The sequence below is a fragment of the Streptomyces sp. W16 genome, assembly GCF_033194735.1.
Taxonomy (GTDB): domain Bacteria; phylum Actinomycetota; class Actinomycetes; order Streptomycetales; family Streptomycetaceae; genus Streptomyces.
Genome location: NZ_JAWOAI010000248.1, coordinates 1 through 14,359 on the forward strand (window position 1 = coordinate 1; position 14,359 = coordinate 14,359).

General features: G+C 70.5%; 14 protein-coding genes. 4 read left to right on the forward strand and 10 right to left on the reverse strand.

Annotation, left to right across the window (positions count from 1 at the left end; all coding sequences use genetic code 11):
- The 5 genes from R6V09_RS28985 to R6V09_RS29005 form a co-directional block, all read right to left on the reverse strand.
- On the reverse strand, window positions 1–512 hold a 512-nt coding region (locus R6V09_RS28985; protein ID WP_317884399.1), incomplete at its 3' end, for a BadF/BadG/BcrA/BcrD ATPase family protein.
- Window positions 512–1,759 carry a 6-phospho-beta-glucosidase gene (locus R6V09_RS28990; protein WP_317884400.1) on the reverse strand — a complete coding sequence of 416 codons (1,248 nt, stop codon included), beginning with the start codon at window positions 1,757–1,759 and terminating at the stop codon, window positions 512–514. The genes R6V09_RS28985 and R6V09_RS28990, both read right to left, overlap by 1 nt.
- Window positions 1,756–2,658 (reverse strand): carbohydrate ABC transporter permease, encoded by a 903-nt coding sequence (locus tag R6V09_RS28995; protein ID WP_317884401.1) that lies wholly within the window; start codon window positions 2,656–2,658, stop codon window positions 1,756–1,758. The genes R6V09_RS28990 and R6V09_RS28995 overlap by 4 nt, the downstream gene beginning before the upstream one ends.
- A gap of 67 nt (window positions 2,659–2,725) precedes the next feature.
- The gene (locus R6V09_RS29000) at window positions 2,726–3,676 is read right to left on the reverse strand and encodes a carbohydrate ABC transporter permease (protein WP_317884411.1); all 951 of its coding nucleotides are present in this window, start codon (window positions 3,674–3,676) and stop codon (window positions 2,726–2,728) included.
- A gap of 5 nt (window positions 3,677–3,681) precedes the next feature.
- Window positions 3,682–5,055: an ABC transporter substrate-binding protein gene (locus R6V09_RS29005; protein WP_317884402.1), complete on the reverse strand. Its 1,374-nt coding sequence runs from the start codon at window positions 5,053–5,055 to the stop codon at window positions 3,682–3,684.
- Window positions 5,056–5,188: 133 nt separating this feature from the next.
- On the opposite strand from R6V09_RS29005, the gene R6V09_RS29010 reads away from it, so the two are divergent.
- Together R6V09_RS29010 and R6V09_RS29015 are read left to right on the forward strand one after the other, a co-directional pair.
- A complete protein-coding gene (locus tag R6V09_RS29010) occupies window positions 5,189–6,016 on the forward strand; it encodes a GntR family transcriptional regulator (RefSeq protein WP_317884403.1) in 828 nt (275 codons plus the stop codon).
- 84 nt (window positions 6,017–6,100) lie between these two features.
- On the forward strand, window positions 6,101–7,174 hold the full coding sequence (locus R6V09_RS29015; protein WP_317884404.1) for a glycosyl hydrolase family 18 protein: 1,074 nt from the start codon (window positions 6,101–6,103) through the stop codon (window positions 7,172–7,174).
- Between the two features lie 47 nt (window positions 7,175–7,221).
- Here the strand turns inward: R6V09_RS29015 and R6V09_RS29020 are convergent, their stop codons facing one another.
- From R6V09_RS29020 to R6V09_RS29040, 5 genes are all read right to left on the reverse strand, one after another.
- Window positions 7,222–8,613, reverse strand: a complete 1,392-nt coding sequence (locus R6V09_RS29020) for an amidohydrolase family protein (RefSeq protein ID WP_317884405.1) — start codon at window positions 8,611–8,613, stop codon at window positions 7,222–7,224.
- Window positions 8,614–8,687: 74 nt separating this feature from the next.
- Window positions 8,688–8,975 (reverse strand): hypothetical protein, encoded by a 288-nt coding sequence (locus R6V09_RS29025; protein WP_317884406.1) that lies wholly within the window; start codon window positions 8,973–8,975, stop codon window positions 8,688–8,690.
- A 12-nt stretch (window positions 8,976–8,987) separates the two neighbouring features.
- Window positions 8,988–9,236, reverse strand: coding sequence for an Atu4866 domain-containing protein (locus R6V09_RS29030; protein ID WP_317884407.1), 249 nt, complete (start codon window positions 9,234–9,236; stop codon window positions 8,988–8,990).
- Between the two features lie 69 nt (window positions 9,237–9,305).
- Entirely contained in the window at window positions 9,306–10,931 is a 1,626-nt protein-coding gene (locus tag R6V09_RS29035; protein WP_317884408.1) for an MFS transporter, read from the reverse strand.
- A 54-nt stretch (window positions 10,932–10,985) separates the two neighbouring features.
- Window positions 10,986–12,884: an amidohydrolase gene (locus R6V09_RS29040; RefSeq protein WP_317884412.1), complete on the reverse strand. Its 1,899-nt coding sequence runs from the start codon at window positions 12,882–12,884 to the stop codon at window positions 10,986–10,988.
- 128 nt (window positions 12,885–13,012) lie between these two features.
- Between R6V09_RS29040 and R6V09_RS29045 the strand changes: the two genes are divergently transcribed.
- The gene (locus tag R6V09_RS29045; protein ID WP_317884409.1) at window positions 13,013–13,960 is read left to right on the forward strand and encodes a LysR family transcriptional regulator; all 948 of its coding nucleotides are present in this window, start codon (window positions 13,013–13,015) and stop codon (window positions 13,958–13,960) included.
- Window positions 13,961–14,078: 118 nt separating this feature from the next.
- Window positions 14,079–14,359 (forward strand): DUF1275 family protein (locus R6V09_RS29050; protein ID WP_317884410.1); only part of this gene is annotated, 281 nt, incomplete at its 3' end.

Consider the following 14,359-nt stretch of genomic DNA (forward strand, 5'->3'; position numbering starts at 1 on the left):
TCCGCCCTGGCCGCGTGCCACAGCGCCGAGGTGCCCATGTCGATGCCGCCGCCCCAGTCCCCGGAGATCCGGCCGAGCGCGGCGAAGCCGGTGGTACGGCCGTCGGGGGCGACGCCGACGCAGTTGATGCCGGTGCCGCAGACCACGCCGACGCCCCAGGGTCTGCCGGCCCCGGCGCGCAGGACGGCGTAGGAGTCGTTGTCGACGCGCTGGGTGACGGCCCAGCGGCGGGCGCCGACGGCCTCGCGCAGCGTCTTGACCTCGTGCGGCAGATCGGCCCCGGCGAGGAAGGCGGTGATCCCGTCCACCACGACGTCGGCCCCGACACCCGCCGCCGCCAGGGCCTCGGCGCGCAGCGCGGCCAGTACGTCCTTGGCCGCGTCGACGCCCACCGCCTGCGGGCGGAATCCGCCGCCCCGGGCGCGGCCCAGGACCGTACCGTCCGTGTTCAGTACGGCGATGTCGGTCTTGGAGTTGCCGCCGTCGACGGCCAGCAGCAGACCTGAACTCATCAGGCCCACCTCAGGTGTTCGCGATTGGCGGCGACGAGCTTCGCCGCCAGCTCCTCGGCGACCGAGACCTGTCCGATCAGGGGGTGCGCGAGCAGCGCGGTCGCGACCCGGTCGACTCCGCCGTGCAGGGCGGCTTCCAGGGCCAGTTCCTCGTACGCGGTCACATGCGCGATGAGTCCGGCGAACAGCGGCTCAACGGCGGTGATGGGCAAGGGAGTCGCGCCGTGCGCGCCGATGCGGGACGGGACCTCGATGACGGCGTCGTCGGGGAGGAAGGGCAGGGTGCCGTTGTTGCGGACGTTGGCGACGCGGACGTCACCGGTGTCGGTGGTGAGGGCGTGGACCAGCTGGACGGCGGCCTCGGAGTAGTAGGCGCCGCCGCGCCTGTCGAGGAGGGCGGGCTTCTCGGTCAGGGCCGGGTCCGCGTACATCTTCAGCAAGTCGCCCTCCATCTCGGCGACTTGCTCGGCGCGGGACGGCTCGGCGAGTTGTTCGCGGAGGACCTCGTCGTGGGCGTAGTAGTAGCGCAGGTAGTAGGAGGGGACGACGCCGAGGCGGCGGACCACGTCCAGCGGCATGCGCAGCCGGTCGGCGAGGGCCTGGCCGTGTTCGTCGAGGAGACGCGGCAGGACGTCGACGCCGTCGAGCCGTACGCTCCGTTCCCAGGTCAGGTGGTTGAGGCCGACGTGGTCCAGGGCGATCCGCTCGTGGTCGACGCCGAGCCAGTCGGCGAAGGTGCGCTGGAAGCCGATGGCGACGTTGCACAGGCCGACCGCCTTGTGGCCGGCGTCGAGGAGGGCGCGGGTGACGATGCCGACCGGGTTGGTGAAGTCGACGATCCAGGCGTTCGGGGCGCGCTTGGCGACCCGTTCGGCGAGGTCGAGGACGACCGGTACGGTGCGCAGCGCCTTGGCCAACCCCCCTGCGCCGGTGGTCTCCTGGCCGATGCAGCCGCACTCGTGCGGGAGGGTCTCGTCGACGTGCCGGGCGGCCTGGCCGCCGATGCGGAGCTGGAAGAGGACGGCGTCGGTGCCGTCGATGCCGGCGTCCGGGTCGGCGGTGGTGGTGATCTTCGCGGGGCTGCCCTGGCGGGCCAGGATGCGGCGGGCGAACGGGGCGATGACGTCGAGGCGTTCGGGATCCGGGTCGACGAGGGCGATCTCGGTGACGGGCAGTCCCAACCGGGCGAATCCGTCGACCAGTTCGGGGGTGTACGTGGATCCGCCTCCGACAACGGTGATCTTCAACCTTTGACTCCTGTCAGTGTGACGCCCTCGATGAAGGCCTTTTGCGCGAAGAAGAAGACGATGATCACCGGCGCCATCGCGATGAGGGTCGCGGCCATGGTGAGGTTCCACTGCACCGCGTGGGAGGTCTTGAAGGTCGCCAGGCCCAGGGCCAGGGTCCAGTGGGCGGGCGTCTCGCCGGTGTAGATGAGGGGCCCGTAGTAGTCGTTCCAGGCGTTGAAGAAGGAGAACAGTCCGACCGCGACGAGCGCGGGGCGCATCATCGGCAGCACCACCCGGGTGAGGACCCGGAGTTCGCCGCAGCCGTCGATGCGGGCCGCGTTGAGGTAGTCCTCGGGGACCGTGAGCAGGAACTGGCGCAGCAGGAACACCGAGAACGCGTCCCCGAACAGGGACGGCAGGACCAACGGCCAGATGGTGCCGGTGAGATGGAGCCGGGCCCACATCAAGTACATGGGGATGACGAGGACTTGGGGCGGCAGCATCATCATGGTGATGACGCAGAGGAACGCGGTGTTGCGTCCCCTGAAGCGGAGCCGGGCCAGCGCGTAGGCGATGGGGACGCTGGAGAGCAGGGTGGCGGCGGTGGCGGCGACCGCGTAGAGCACGGTGTTGACCAGCCACGTGCCGACCGGTGCGGTGGCGAAGACCGTGCGGTAGTTGGACCACTGCCAGTGGTGGGGCCACAGGCTGGTGGTGAGGGACTGGCCGTCGGTCATCACCGAGGTGAGGAAGATGAACACGATGGGGCCGATGAAGGCGCAGGCCAGGCCGACGGCGACGGCGTGTTCGGCGATCCAGACCAGCTTGCGCCGACGGCTCGCCCGGCCGCGTGCGGCCTGGTGGGGTGATGCGGCGCGGGTCTGCCGGGCGGGTGCGGGTACGTAGGTCGTCGTCATCGTGGCGACTCCTGGTTCTCGAAGTCGTGGGCCGTCACGGCGCCTTCGTCGTCCTCGAAGCCGTACGTCATCGCGGTGCCTCCTCGATGTCGAAGCCGGAGGCGCGGCGGAGCAGGACGACGGTGAAGGCCATCGCCACTACGAAGAGCACCACGGCCAGCGCGCAGGCGTAGCCCGCGTGGAACTGGTTGAAGCCGGCGATGTAGAGCTGCTGCGGGAAGGTGAGGGTGGAGCCGTCCGGATAGCCGGGCGCGGGCTGGATGTTGCCGTTGGCGACCTGCGAGGCGACCATCGCCTGGGTGAAGTACTGGAGTCCGGCGATCACCCCGGTGACGGTCGCGAACAGCACGACCGGTGAGATCGTCGGCAGGGTGACGTAGCGGAAGCGGTGCCAGGAGCCGGCGCCGTCCAGTTCGGCGGCCTCGTACAGTTCGGCGGGCACCTCCAGCAGGGCCGCCAGGAAGATGACCATCATGGTGCCGCTGCCCCACAGGGCGAGCAGCGTCAGGGCCGGTTTGGACCAGCCCGGCGAGTTGAACCACAGCGGTCCGTGGATGCCGAGCAGGTCCAGGATCCTGTTCACCGGGCCGGAGTTGGGGTTGAACATGCAGACGAAGGCGACGGTCGCGGCGACCGGTGGGGCCAGCGCGGGCAGATAGAACAGGGTGCGGAACAGGCTCGCCCCGGCCTTGAGCCGGGCGGTGACCATGGCCACGCCGAGGGCGAAGAGCACCTGCGCCGGGACCATGACGGCCACCAGCCAGGCAGTGTTGCGGATCGCGTGCCAGATCAGCGGGTCGCCGTCCAGCAGGTAGCGGTAGTTGCGGAGCCCCACGAACTGGGCCTGGGAGATCATGTTCGAGTTGGTGAAGGACAGCCAGACCGTCATCAGCAGGGGGTAGACGAGGAAGACGGCGAAGCCGACCAGGCCGGGTGCGAGGAAGAGCAGGACACGCAGCCGGTTGCGGCGGAGCCGGGCCCTCAATGGCGCGGGGGCGAGCTGGAGTTGGGTGGCCATGACGGTCACTGCCCCAGCTTGAGCGCGGCGTTGTTCTGCTTGTCGACGGCGGCGAGACCTGCCTTCAGGTCGGATACGGAGCCGCTCTGCCACTTCTCCACGAAGTGACCGAAGTTGGTGAGGTAGCCGCCGCCGTCGCCGCTGGCCGGAGTGGTGGTGGTGAGCGGGTTCTTGTAGACCTCCAGGAACGGCGCGAAGTGCGGGTCCTTGGAGAGGCCCAGCGAGGACGAGTCGAGCGCCGCCGTGGTGGTGGGGACGTTGCCGATCGCGTCGGCGAGCGAGGTCAGGGCGCCGGTGTCGGTGGTGAGGAATTTGATCAACTTCCAGGCGGCACCCGGGTGTTTGGCGCCGCGCGGCATGCCGATCACGTTGCCGCCGACGTAACCGGCCCCGTACAGCTCGGACTTGCCGTCGGCGGCCGGCACTGCCGCGGTGCCGTAGTCGATGTCCGCCTTGTCGTTCTTGATGAACGCGTTGCGCCACTCGCCGTCGATCATCATGGCCAGCTTGCCGGTCTCGAAGGCGTTCTGCGCGGAGAACTCGTCGCCCATGCCGGCCTTGAAGGTGACCAGCTTCTTCGCGCCGAACCAGTCGACCAGGCTCTTCTGCCAGGTCAGCGCCTGGGCGAAGGCGGGGTCGCCGCCGACGTTGGACTGGCCGTCGGCGGTGAGCCACTTGCCGCCCCAGCTGGGGACGAGGTGCTCGGTGAGCATCTCGTAGGCGCCCAGGTAGGGCATGAACCCGGCGGTTTTGATCGAGCCGTCCGGGTTGAAGGTGGTCAACTTCTTGGCGTCCGCCGCCAGTTCGGACATGGTCTTCGGCGGGGAGGTTATCCCGGCCTTGGCGAACAGTTTCTTGTTGTAGTAGAGGCCGAAGGTGTCGGCGAGCCAGGGCATGGTGCAGCGCTTGCCGCCGAAGGCGGTGTACGACTGGACGGCCTTCGGGATCTGGGACATGTCGACGTGGTCGGCCTTGATGTCCGGGGTGAGGTCCTGGAACGCTCCGCTGGAACACCAGCCGCCGACGTTGGCGGCGTTGAACGAGGACGCCACGTCGGGCGCGGTGCCGCCGCGGATGGCCTGGTTGACCTTGTCGTCGGTCTGGGCGGCGACGGCCTTGACCGTGATGTAGGGGTACTTCTTGTGGAACTTGGCGAGCACGGCGTTCACCGAGGCGGTCTCGTGCGGGGAGCTGAGGCCGTGCCAGAAGGTGATGGTGACGGGCGTGGTGTCGTCGGCGCCGGTGTCCGCCTTCGACGCGGCGCCGCCGGTGGTGCATGCTGCGGCCAGCAGGGCCGTGGCCGCGAGCAGCGACGCGGCCACGGTACGGCGGGGGCGGCGGGTGGTGCGGGTGACGGGTCCGCCACGGGACTCGGACATGGGACCTCCGGCAAATTCGCTTACCACTTATTGACCAGTGGGCACATGTTGGGGCACTATTTGGGGGCTGTCAAGCAAACATTTCGGAAGTAACCTGCACGCAAGATGACCACTGGTAAGGAAGTTGGTAGGAATGGTCAGCGGTGAGAGCCGTTGGGAGAAGCGCGAACGCATCCGCACCCACCTCCTCGACCTGATCGAGGAGACCGGGACCGGACGCCCCCTCCCGGGCGAACGGCAGCTGTGCGAGGAACTCGGGGTCTCCCGCCCCACATTGCGCGCGGTGGTCGACGACTTCGTCCGTGACGGACTGCTGGTGCGGGAGCACGGGCGCGGTGTGTTCGTCGCCCGGGCCAAGGTCGCCCAGCACCTCAGCGGCTCCCCCGGGCAGCCGCAGACGCTGGGGGTCGGCGGTGTGGACGGCACCTGGGCCAGCCGCACCCTGGACTTCAAGACCGTCGCCGCGGGGCCCCGGATCGGCCGCAGGCTGGGCATCGCGCCCAGCGAGCAGATCCTGCGGATCATCCGGCTGCGGACGGTGGACGGCGACCCGATGTGTGTGGAGACGCTGCATGTGCCGCACGCGCTGGTGCCCGGTCTGACCGCCCGCGACCTGGAGACCGACTCCTTCTACCGGCTGCTCGGCCGCCGCTACGAAATTCTGCTGACCGACGCCGCGCAGAGCATCGAGCCGACCGTGGTCGACGAGTGGGAGGCCGAACTCCTCGGCGTGTCCGTGCACACCCCCGCCCTGCTGTTCGAGCGGGCGGCCAGGGACGCCGGCGGCCGGGTGGTCGAGTTCACCCGCTCCGTCTACCGGGGTGACCGCTACCGCATCTTCACCAGGCTGTCGCTGGCCGGCCGGCCCGACGGCGGACGCGTCGTCGACGGCTCCTGGTCGGCTGCCACCACCGTCCCCGGCGCCGACACCCTGGCCTTCGACCCCTACTGGAGCAACTAGCCGCTCCTGTCCCCGAGTTCACCGCGCCGGTCTCCGGCCGACGCGGCGATCCCGCACGCCCCTCCCCACCCGAAAGGACCGCTCATGTTGCGTCACGCACTCACCGTGACCGGCGTCGTGGCCTCCACGGTCACCACGCTGCTCGCCTGTACGGCCTCGGTCCCGGCCGGCGCCAGTCCCTCCGCCACCTCGGGCGTCCAGCTCCAGACCTGGCTGTACCCCGGCTCGACGGGCGACTCCACCTGCACCGCCAAGAGCGAGTACGCCGACAACAGGGTGAAGAACGGCGCCCTCAACCCCGAGTACTGGTCGGTGGGCGGCAACGGCTCGGTCACCCTGGAGACCACCGCGGACGGCAGCTGCAACACCTACAGCGCGGCCAACGTCGCCGACCTCAAGGCGCACTCCGCCTACCAGTACCCGACGCTCTCCGGCATGACCACCGCCGACGTCCATGCCCTGGTCAGCAGCAACGCGAAGCGTACGGCGGCCGTCTCCAAGGTCACCTCCCTCGTCAGCGACGCCGGGCTCAGCGGCGTCGACGTCGACCTGGAGGACTACTGGTCCTGGAGCACCGCCGACTTCACCAACTACAAGACGTTCCTGAGGCAGTTGGCGACCGCGCTGCACGCCAAGGGCAAGCGCCTCCAGGTCGACGCACCGGCGATGACGGAGGACGCCGCCTTCTACGACTACGCGGCGGTGGCCGCCACCGGCGTGGACGACGTGGTGATCATGGCGTACGACGAGGAGTTCGACACCGCCGCCGGCGCCCGCTGCCTGCCCATCAGCCCCTACGACTGGCTGAAGAAGGTCACCAAGTACGCGCAGAGCAAGATCCCCGACCCGGGCCGCCTGATCATCGGCGTGCCCTCCTACGGCTACAGCGCGCCCGACCCCTGCGACCTCAACTCCGTGACGGGCAACATCCAGTTCAGCGGCATGAAGAAGAGCCCCGGCTTCTCCAGCAACCCGGCCACCGTCGAGAGCCGCCGGGACGCGTCCTCCGGCGAGATCCGCTGGACCTCCGGCGGTGTCCTCTACGACTACGTCGACAGCGTCGCCATGGACCGCAAGCTGGCCGTCCTCAAGGGCCTCGGCGTCACCAAGGTCTCGGTGTGGTCGCTGGGCGGCGGGAACCCCTGGTTCTCCAACTGATCCACCGATGCGGCGGGCACCCTCGGCGCCCGCCGCATCAACTCCCGTCAGCGCGCTGGGGTGTTGAGCACATGGTCGCGAGAGGCGGCGACCTCGGCACGCAGTCCGGGAAGGTCCACGTCGAGGACCCGGCCGTCCCACTTGCGCGGCTGCCCGGCGACGAACACGGCACTGATGTTCCGGGCGTCGGAGCCCAGCACCAGTGTGCCGATCGGGTCGTTGAGGGGCATGTTGTTGAGGTCCTCGGCCCGGACCACCAGCAGGTCGGCCTTCTTGCCGACGGTCAGCGAACCGGTGACGTCGCCGAGCCCGTTGGTCCGGGCGCCCTGGAGGGTGGCGAAGTCGAGGACGTCGCGCGTGGTGATGCGGGAGAGCTCGCCGCCGGTGCCGTACGCGGCGTTGACCGCGCGCATCCGCTGGATGGCGAGCAGGGCCCGCATCTGGGTGAACAGGTCGCTGGCGAGGGCGACTTCGACGTCGATGCTCAGGCCGGGTCGGATGCCGACGGCGAGTGCCTCGTCCACGGCGGGGATCGCGGTCTCCAGGCCGATCTGCGCGTCCGAGGTGGGGGCCAGCGCGACCGTGGTGCCGGACTCCCCCATCGCCTTCCATGCCTCGGCGGTCAGACCCGTGGCGTGGATCAGGGTGACGTCGGGGCCGAGGATGCCGTGCTCGGCCCAGGACAGCACCGCCCGCGAGGACGCCTCGCCGAAGACCGCGTCGACACTGACGCCGATGCCCAAATCGGCTGCGGTGCGGGCGAGTTCGGAGCCGTAGGCGAGGGCGGGTCCGGCGATCTCGTCGGTGGCCAGGGTCGCCAGGCGCAGGGTGAGGAGCTGGTCGTCGCTGCTGAAGTACCGGTCCTTGAGGCGGGTCAGGTCGGCCGGCCACTGGCGGTCCCAGTCCCCGAAGTGCGGTCCCATGGAGGCGTGGACGCCTCGGATTCCGGTGTCGCGGAGGGCCTCGATCGCCGCTTCGGAGTGCTCGCGGGTACGGGAGTTGTGCGAGAAGTCGAGCATGGTGGTGATGCCGCTGTCGAGCGCGGTGAGCGCCGCGAGTCTGGTGCCGATGTACATGTCCTCGGGCCGGTAGACGGTGGCGTACCCGGCGAGGGTGGTCATCACATAGCCGCCGAGGTCGTCGACGTCGGGCATGATCCGGCGCAACTGCGCCTCCCAGGCGTGCCGGTGGGTGTCGACGAGGCCGGGGGCGAGGATGGCGCCGGAGGCGTCGACGACCACCGCACCGTCCACGCTCAGGTGCGGCCCGATCGCGGCGATGGTGTCGCCCTCGACGAGCAAGTCGCCCTGGAGGGTGCCCAGTTCGGGGTCCATCGTGACGATGGTCGCGCCGGTGAGGAGGATGCGGCGGCGCGGGTCGGCGGACCGGCGGCGGAGTTGTTCGAGGACGGCGGCGCTGGTGGTGTCGTGGGTGTTCATGAGGGGCCCCCTTCGGGCGGGTTGAGACGGGCGCGTGAGACGGTGTCGAGTCGGCTTCGAGGGCGAGATCCGGTTCAGGGCCTGCCCAGGCGGACTTCCTCCACGTCGAGCACTTCCTGCACGCTGCGCAGGACGATGTCGTCGATCCGGCCGCTGTCGCGGAGGTCGGTGAGGGTGTCGCGTTTGACCTGGAGCAGGACGACGTCCGGGGAGAGCGCGAACGACGCGAAGGACGGATTCAGCCCCACGAGAACGCCCACACCGAGCAGCAGGAGTGGTTCGCTCAGGCCGGTGCGCCGCGACAGCCGGCCCGTCAGCAGGACGGCGACCGCTACGACGACGATCAGTTCGAGGCTGTCCATGGCCGTACCGGGTTACGCGCGGTACAGGACGAGGTGTTCGTGGAAGAGCACGCCGTCGCGGACGTCACCGGTGGCGGTGAAGCCGGTGTCGTCGACGTAGTCGATGTGGTTGCCGGTGACGGTGTAGCTGCCGGTGTAGGCGCTCCGCCGGTTGCCGCGGGCCTCGTCGTAGCGGCCGTTCGGGAGGAGTTCCTGCCGGATGTGGCCGTCGGCGGTGACCCACATGCCGACGAAGGGGTGCGGTGCCGCGTTCGTGTTCATGGCTCCACGGTCGCGTTCCCGCACGGGGGTAACCAGGCCACGCCTCTCCTGGGTGTCCGGCACCCACCCTCAGTGGACCGGTCCTACGGCGGAGGCGTCGAAGGCGTGGGTGACCTCGGCGGTGGTGCCGGGCAGGAGCAGGGCGCGGGCGGTGTCCTCGAAGCCCCGGTCGGTGGTGGTGAGGCGGTTGTGGTGCTGGGCGAGGTGTTCGGCCCAGGAGCCGACCAGGTAGTTCTCGATGAACCGGCCGGGTTCGTTGCCGTCCTGGTAGAGGCCCCAGGTGAGCGCGCCGGTCCGGCGTCGGGAGCGGGCGACGTTGTCCATCGCCTCGACGAACGCGGGACTGTCGTCCGGTGCGACGCGGTAGACGACGGAGACCAGCACCGGGCCGTCGGACGGGCCGGGCACGAAGACCAGCGGCGGGGTGGGCCAGTGGTCGGAGAGGGTGGGATCGATGCCCTCCATGCCGTAGAGCCGCCATCGGCGGAGGCTGAGCGCGCTCAGCAGCATGACGGCGGTGCCGATGAGGAGGGCCGTGGTCAGGCCCAGCCACTGGACCAGGGCGCCCCACAGCGGGGCGGCGAGTGCCTGGCCGCCCTGGAAGACCAGCAGGTAGACGGCGAGTCCGCGGGCCCGGACCCAACCCGGCAGGCGGGTCTGCACCGCCGCGTTGAGGGTGGACAGGACGCCGATCCAGGCGACTCCGGCGGGCAGCAGCACGAGGACCGCGAGCCAGGTGACGTGCACGGTGGCGAGGACCAGCAGGACGAGGGCGAACACGACGGCACCGGCGGCCAGGATGCCGTTGATGCCGAGGCGTTCGCGCAGCCACGGCAGTGCGAACGCGCCGCCCACCGCGCCGAACCCGACCGCGCCGAGCAGCAGGCCGTAGCCGCCCGACCCCATCCCGAGCGAGTCGGCGGCGATCAGCGGGAGCAGGGACCAGAGGGCCGCCGCGCCGGGGATGAACAGGGCGGTGCGCAGCAGGACGCGCCGGATGCCTGGAGCGTTCCAGACGTAGCGGCGGCCCGCGTACAGCGCGGTCAGCAGCCGTTCGCGCTCGGCGGCGGGGACGGTGGTCTTCGGGCGGTGCCACAGCAGCAGTACGGCGGCGATCCCGAGGAACGACAGCGCGTTGAAGCCGAACACCCAGCCCGCGCCGGCCGCCGCGACCACGACACCGCCGAGCGCCGGACCGACCGCCCGCGCGAGGTTCATGTTCACCGCCCCCAGCGCGGACGCCTGCCCGAGCTGCTCCCGCTCCACCAGCTCCGGCTGGATGGCCTGCCACGACGGCCCCATCAGGGCCGTACCGCAGCCGAGGAGGAAGGTGAGAGCGAGCAGCGGTACGGCGGACAGCGCGTCCACGAAGGCGAGCACGGTCAGCACCGCCGACACGGCGAACATCGCGAACTGCGCGACCAGCAGCAGCGCCCGCCGGTCGAACCGGTCGGCGAGAACACCCGAGGGCAGCGCCAGCAGCACGATCGGCAGACTCGACGCCGTCTGCACCAGGGTGACCATCGTCGCCCCGTGTCCGAGCAGCAGCCACTGGGCGCCGACCGTCTGCATCCAGGTGCCGATGTTCGACACGAACTGGGCGATCCACAGCGCCCGGAACACCGGCCGGGCCAGCGGTGCCCAGGCCGAGGCGGTGGACTTCGCGTTGCTCCCGGTCGTGCTGCTGGCGCTCATGCTGCTGCTCCCGGGACGAGGTGGGCGGTCGGGAAAGACGGTACGCCGGGCCGGTCAGAAGCAGCCGTCCAGCGGGTCGAGCGCGCCGCCGAGCTGGTGCGGCACGGACGGTGTGTGCGGTACGTGGTCGAAGTCGCCGCGCCGTTCGCGCCAGGCGCGCTGCTCCTCGGAGTCGGTGGCGGCGTCCACGAACGCGCGGGCCTGCCGTGCGCCGGTCGCCGCCTGGAAGCCGCCGAAGCGGGCGACCGGGCTCCATGTGGGGCTGATCTCCGGGAGCGGGGCGGCGATGTTCTCGTACTCGCCGGCCGCGTGCACGACCTTGCCGCCCGCCACGGTCACCAGGGCCTCGATGCGGTCGATGTCCTCGTCGGCGACGGCGAAGTAGTCGGCGGACAGGATCGCCAGGTCGCCGTACTTGCCCTCGGTGATGGTGCCCTTGACGTCGGCCTCGCCGGTGAGGTGGGCGCCCGCGCTGGTATACATGTCCAGGGCGGTGGAACGGTCCACGCGGTTCTCGGCCGGGTAGAGGAGCGTGTCACCGATGGTGCGGCCGGTGACCAGCCAGGACAGGGAGAGCCACGGGTTGTAGCTGGAGACGCGGGTGGCGTCGGTGCCGGCGGCGACCAGCAGGCCGGTGTCGCGCATGGCGCGGATCGGGGGTGCGGTGGCGGCGCGCTCGGCGCCGTAGCGGTCGATGAAGGCCCTGCCCTGGAACATCATGCGGTTCTGTACGGAGACGGCGCCGCCGAGGGCCTTGATCCGGTCCAGACTCTCCTGGCTGACGGTCTCGGCGTGGTCGAACAGCCAGCGGGTGCCGGCCGGGAAGGCGCCGTCCGCGGCGATCTTCTCGAAGACGTCCAGGTCCTGGCGGATCGTCTCGTCGTAGGTGGCGTGCAGGCGGAAGCCCCAGCCGTTGTCGAGCAGCAGCCGGGCCGCCGCCTCCAGGTCCTGGCTTGCGCGGGCGGTGAGTTGGGGGCGGGGTTCGGCGAAGTTCTCGAAGTCGGCCGGGGACCAGGCGAGGTTCTCGCCGGCGCCGTTGCAGCGCAGCCACTGATCGCCGTCGCCGGGGCTGACCATGCCGATCCAGCGGCGCAGGTCGTCGAGTTCCTGCCCGGCGGTCTGCGGGAAGAGGTGGTAGGCGATACGGACCGTGAGTTCGCCGCGCTCGGCGAGTTCGGTGACGGCGGCGTAGTTGTCGGGGAAGTTCTGGAAGCCGCCGGCGGCGTCGATGGCGCTGGTGATGCCGAAGCGGTTCAGTTCGCGCAAGTAGTGGCGGGTGGAGCCGAGTTGGTCCTCGGGGGCGAGGATCGGGCCCTTGGCGAGGGTCGAGTAGAGCAGTCCGGCGGCGGGCGCGGCGAGCAGGACGCCGGTGGGGTTGCCGGCGAAGTCGCGGACGATCTCGCCGCCGGGCGGATTCGGCGAGTCACGGGTGAAGCCGACGGCTTCCAGCGCGGCCCGGTTGAGGATCGCCGACTGGTACAAGTGCAGGACGAACACCGGGGTGTCGGGGGCCGCGGCGTTCAACTCGGAGACGGTCGGCAGCCGCTTCTCCGCGAACTGCTCGCCGGTCCAGCCGCCAACTACCCGCACCCACTGCCCCTTTGGCGTCCGCTCGGCCTGCTCGCGGAGCATGCGCAGCGCGGTGCGCAGCGACCGTACGCCGTCCCAGCGCAGTTCGAGGAGGTAGTTCAACCCGCCCCGGATGACGTGCAGATGGGAGTCGTTGAGGCCGGGGATCACCCGTCGGCCGAGCGCGTCCACGACGCGGGTGTCCGGGCCGATGTGCGGGGCCACGGTCGCGTCGTCCCCCACGGCGGTGAAGACGCCGTCGGTGATGGCCACGGCGGAGGCCGCCGGGCGGGCGGGGTCACCGGTGTGGATACGACCGTTGCGGACGACGAGTTGCGCGGGACGCTGGACCCCGTCGTAGGGGCGTATGCCGCCCACGGGCATGGTGCTGCTGGACACGTCGGCTCCTGAGATCGGTCGGCTGGTGGCGTCTCGACGCTAGGTTTGCGACGATGGATCGGTCCAACACATGGTTCTGCTCGAATCGATCGGTCAAAGGGATGGACGAGGCGATGGACCTGCGTCACCTGAAGTACTTCCTCGCCGTCGCCGAGACCCGCAACTTCACGCAGGCGGCGGCCAGTTGCTACGTCGCCCAGTCCGCGCTGAGCCAGCAGATCGCCCGGCTGGAGAAGGACGTGGGCGCCCGGCTGTTCAGCCGCACCAGCCGTTCCGTACGGCTCACGGCCGCCGGGGAACTCCTGGAACCGCTGGCCCGCCGCATCCTCGCCGACGTCGACAACGCGCAGGCGGCCCTCGACGCCCTGTCCGGGCTGCGGCGCGGGCGACTGCGTCTGGGCCTCGTGCAGACCCGCGCCTCCTCGGTCGACCTGGTCGAGGTGATGGCCGACTACCACGCCCGCTACCCGGGCATCGACTTCCATGTGACCAACGCGCCCAGCGCGCAGATGGCCGCGTCGGTCCTGGCCGGGGACCTCGACATCGCGGTCGTCGGCCTCGGTCCGCGTCAAGTCCCGGAAGGGCTGGACCACTTGGTGCTGGCCGTCGACCCGCTGCTCCTGATCGTGCCGGCCGACCACGCCCTGGCCGACCGCGACACCGTCGATCTGGCGGACCTTCCGGAGAGCCACCAGCTCATCCAGTTCACCCGGGGCAGCGGACTGCGCCGCCAGGTGGAGGCGGCCTTCGCGCGCGCCGGGGTGGAACCCGGCCAGCACTTCCAGGTCGGCCAGATCCACGACATGATCCGGCTGGCCGCCCGGGGCATCGGCGTGACGGTCGTACCGCGCTCGTCCGTGTTCACCGACTCCGCGCCCGGCACCGGTCCCCAGGGTTCCCTGCCGTACGGCGCCCGCGCGCTCCGGGTCGCGGACGAGGCGGCCGTGCACACCATCTGCGTGGTCCACGACAGCAAGCGGCTGGCGCCGGCCGCCGCCGCGTTCCTCGAAGTGGTGGAGCGGCACGCGGTCCGGGACGAGAGCGATCGGTCGCCGCGGTAGTTCGATCGCCGCAACAGATCGCTGGGTCCGCATCCATATGTTGGACGGAACGCTGCCGTGGGGCGAGGCTCGTAGAGAGCCGGGCAACCGGGAGACCTCCAGCGATGGGAGCACTGGCATGTCCGCCGTACTGCGGGACGCCTGGTCCACTGTCGTCCCCGACATGAAGGACCGACACGGCCCACTCCCTCCCTTGATGCTCGCGCTGACGGTGGTGACCGGGCTCGTGGACGCCTTCAGCTATCTCGTCCTGGGCCATGTCTTCGTCGCCAACATGACCGGCAACGTCGTCTTCTCCGGCTTCGCGATCGCCGGCGCGGCCGGTTTCTCCCTGGTCGCCTCCCTCGCCGCGCTGGCCGCGTTCGCCGCGGGCGCCCTGCTCGGCGGCCGGCTCGCCCA

Excerpts from the sequence above, each read along its gene's own strand:
- R6V09_RS28995 (WP_317884401.1), bottom strand. The coding sequence starts at position 2,658 with ATGACGACGACCTACGTACCCGCACCCGCCCGGCAGACCCGCGCCGCA.
- R6V09_RS29000 (WP_317884411.1), bottom strand. The coding sequence starts at position 3,676 with ATGGCCACCCAACTCCAGCTCGCCCCCGCGCCATTGAGGGCCCGGCTC.
- R6V09_RS29005 (WP_317884402.1), bottom strand. The coding sequence starts at position 5,055 with ATGTCCGAGTCCCGTGGCGGACCCGTCACCCGCACCACCCGCCGCCCC.
- R6V09_RS29010 (WP_317884403.1), top strand. The coding sequence starts at position 5,189 with ATGGTCAGCGGTGAGAGCCGTTGGGAGAAGCGCGAACGCATCCGCACC.
- R6V09_RS29015 (WP_317884404.1), top strand. The coding sequence starts at position 6,101 with ATGTTGCGTCACGCACTCACCGTGACCGGCGTCGTGGCCTCCACGGTC.
- R6V09_RS29020 (WP_317884405.1), bottom strand. The coding sequence starts at position 8,613 with ATGAACACCCACGACACCACCAGCGCCGCCGTCCTCGAACAACTCCGC.
- R6V09_RS29025 (WP_317884406.1), bottom strand. The coding sequence starts at position 8,975 with ATGGACAGCCTCGAACTGATCGTCGTCGTAGCGGTCGCCGTCCTGCTG.
- R6V09_RS29030 (WP_317884407.1), bottom strand. The coding sequence starts at position 9,236 with ATGAACACGAACGCGGCACCGCACCCCTTCGTCGGCATGTGGGTCACC.
- R6V09_RS29035 (WP_317884408.1), bottom strand. The coding sequence starts at position 10,931 with ATGAGCGCCAGCAGCACGACCGGGAGCAACGCGAAGTCCACCGCCTCG.
- R6V09_RS29040 (WP_317884412.1), bottom strand. The coding sequence starts at position 12,884 with ATGCCCGTGGGCGGCATACGCCCCTACGACGGGGTCCAGCGTCCCGCG.
- R6V09_RS29045 (WP_317884409.1), top strand. The coding sequence starts at position 13,013 with ATGGACCTGCGTCACCTGAAGTACTTCCTCGCCGTCGCCGAGACCCGC.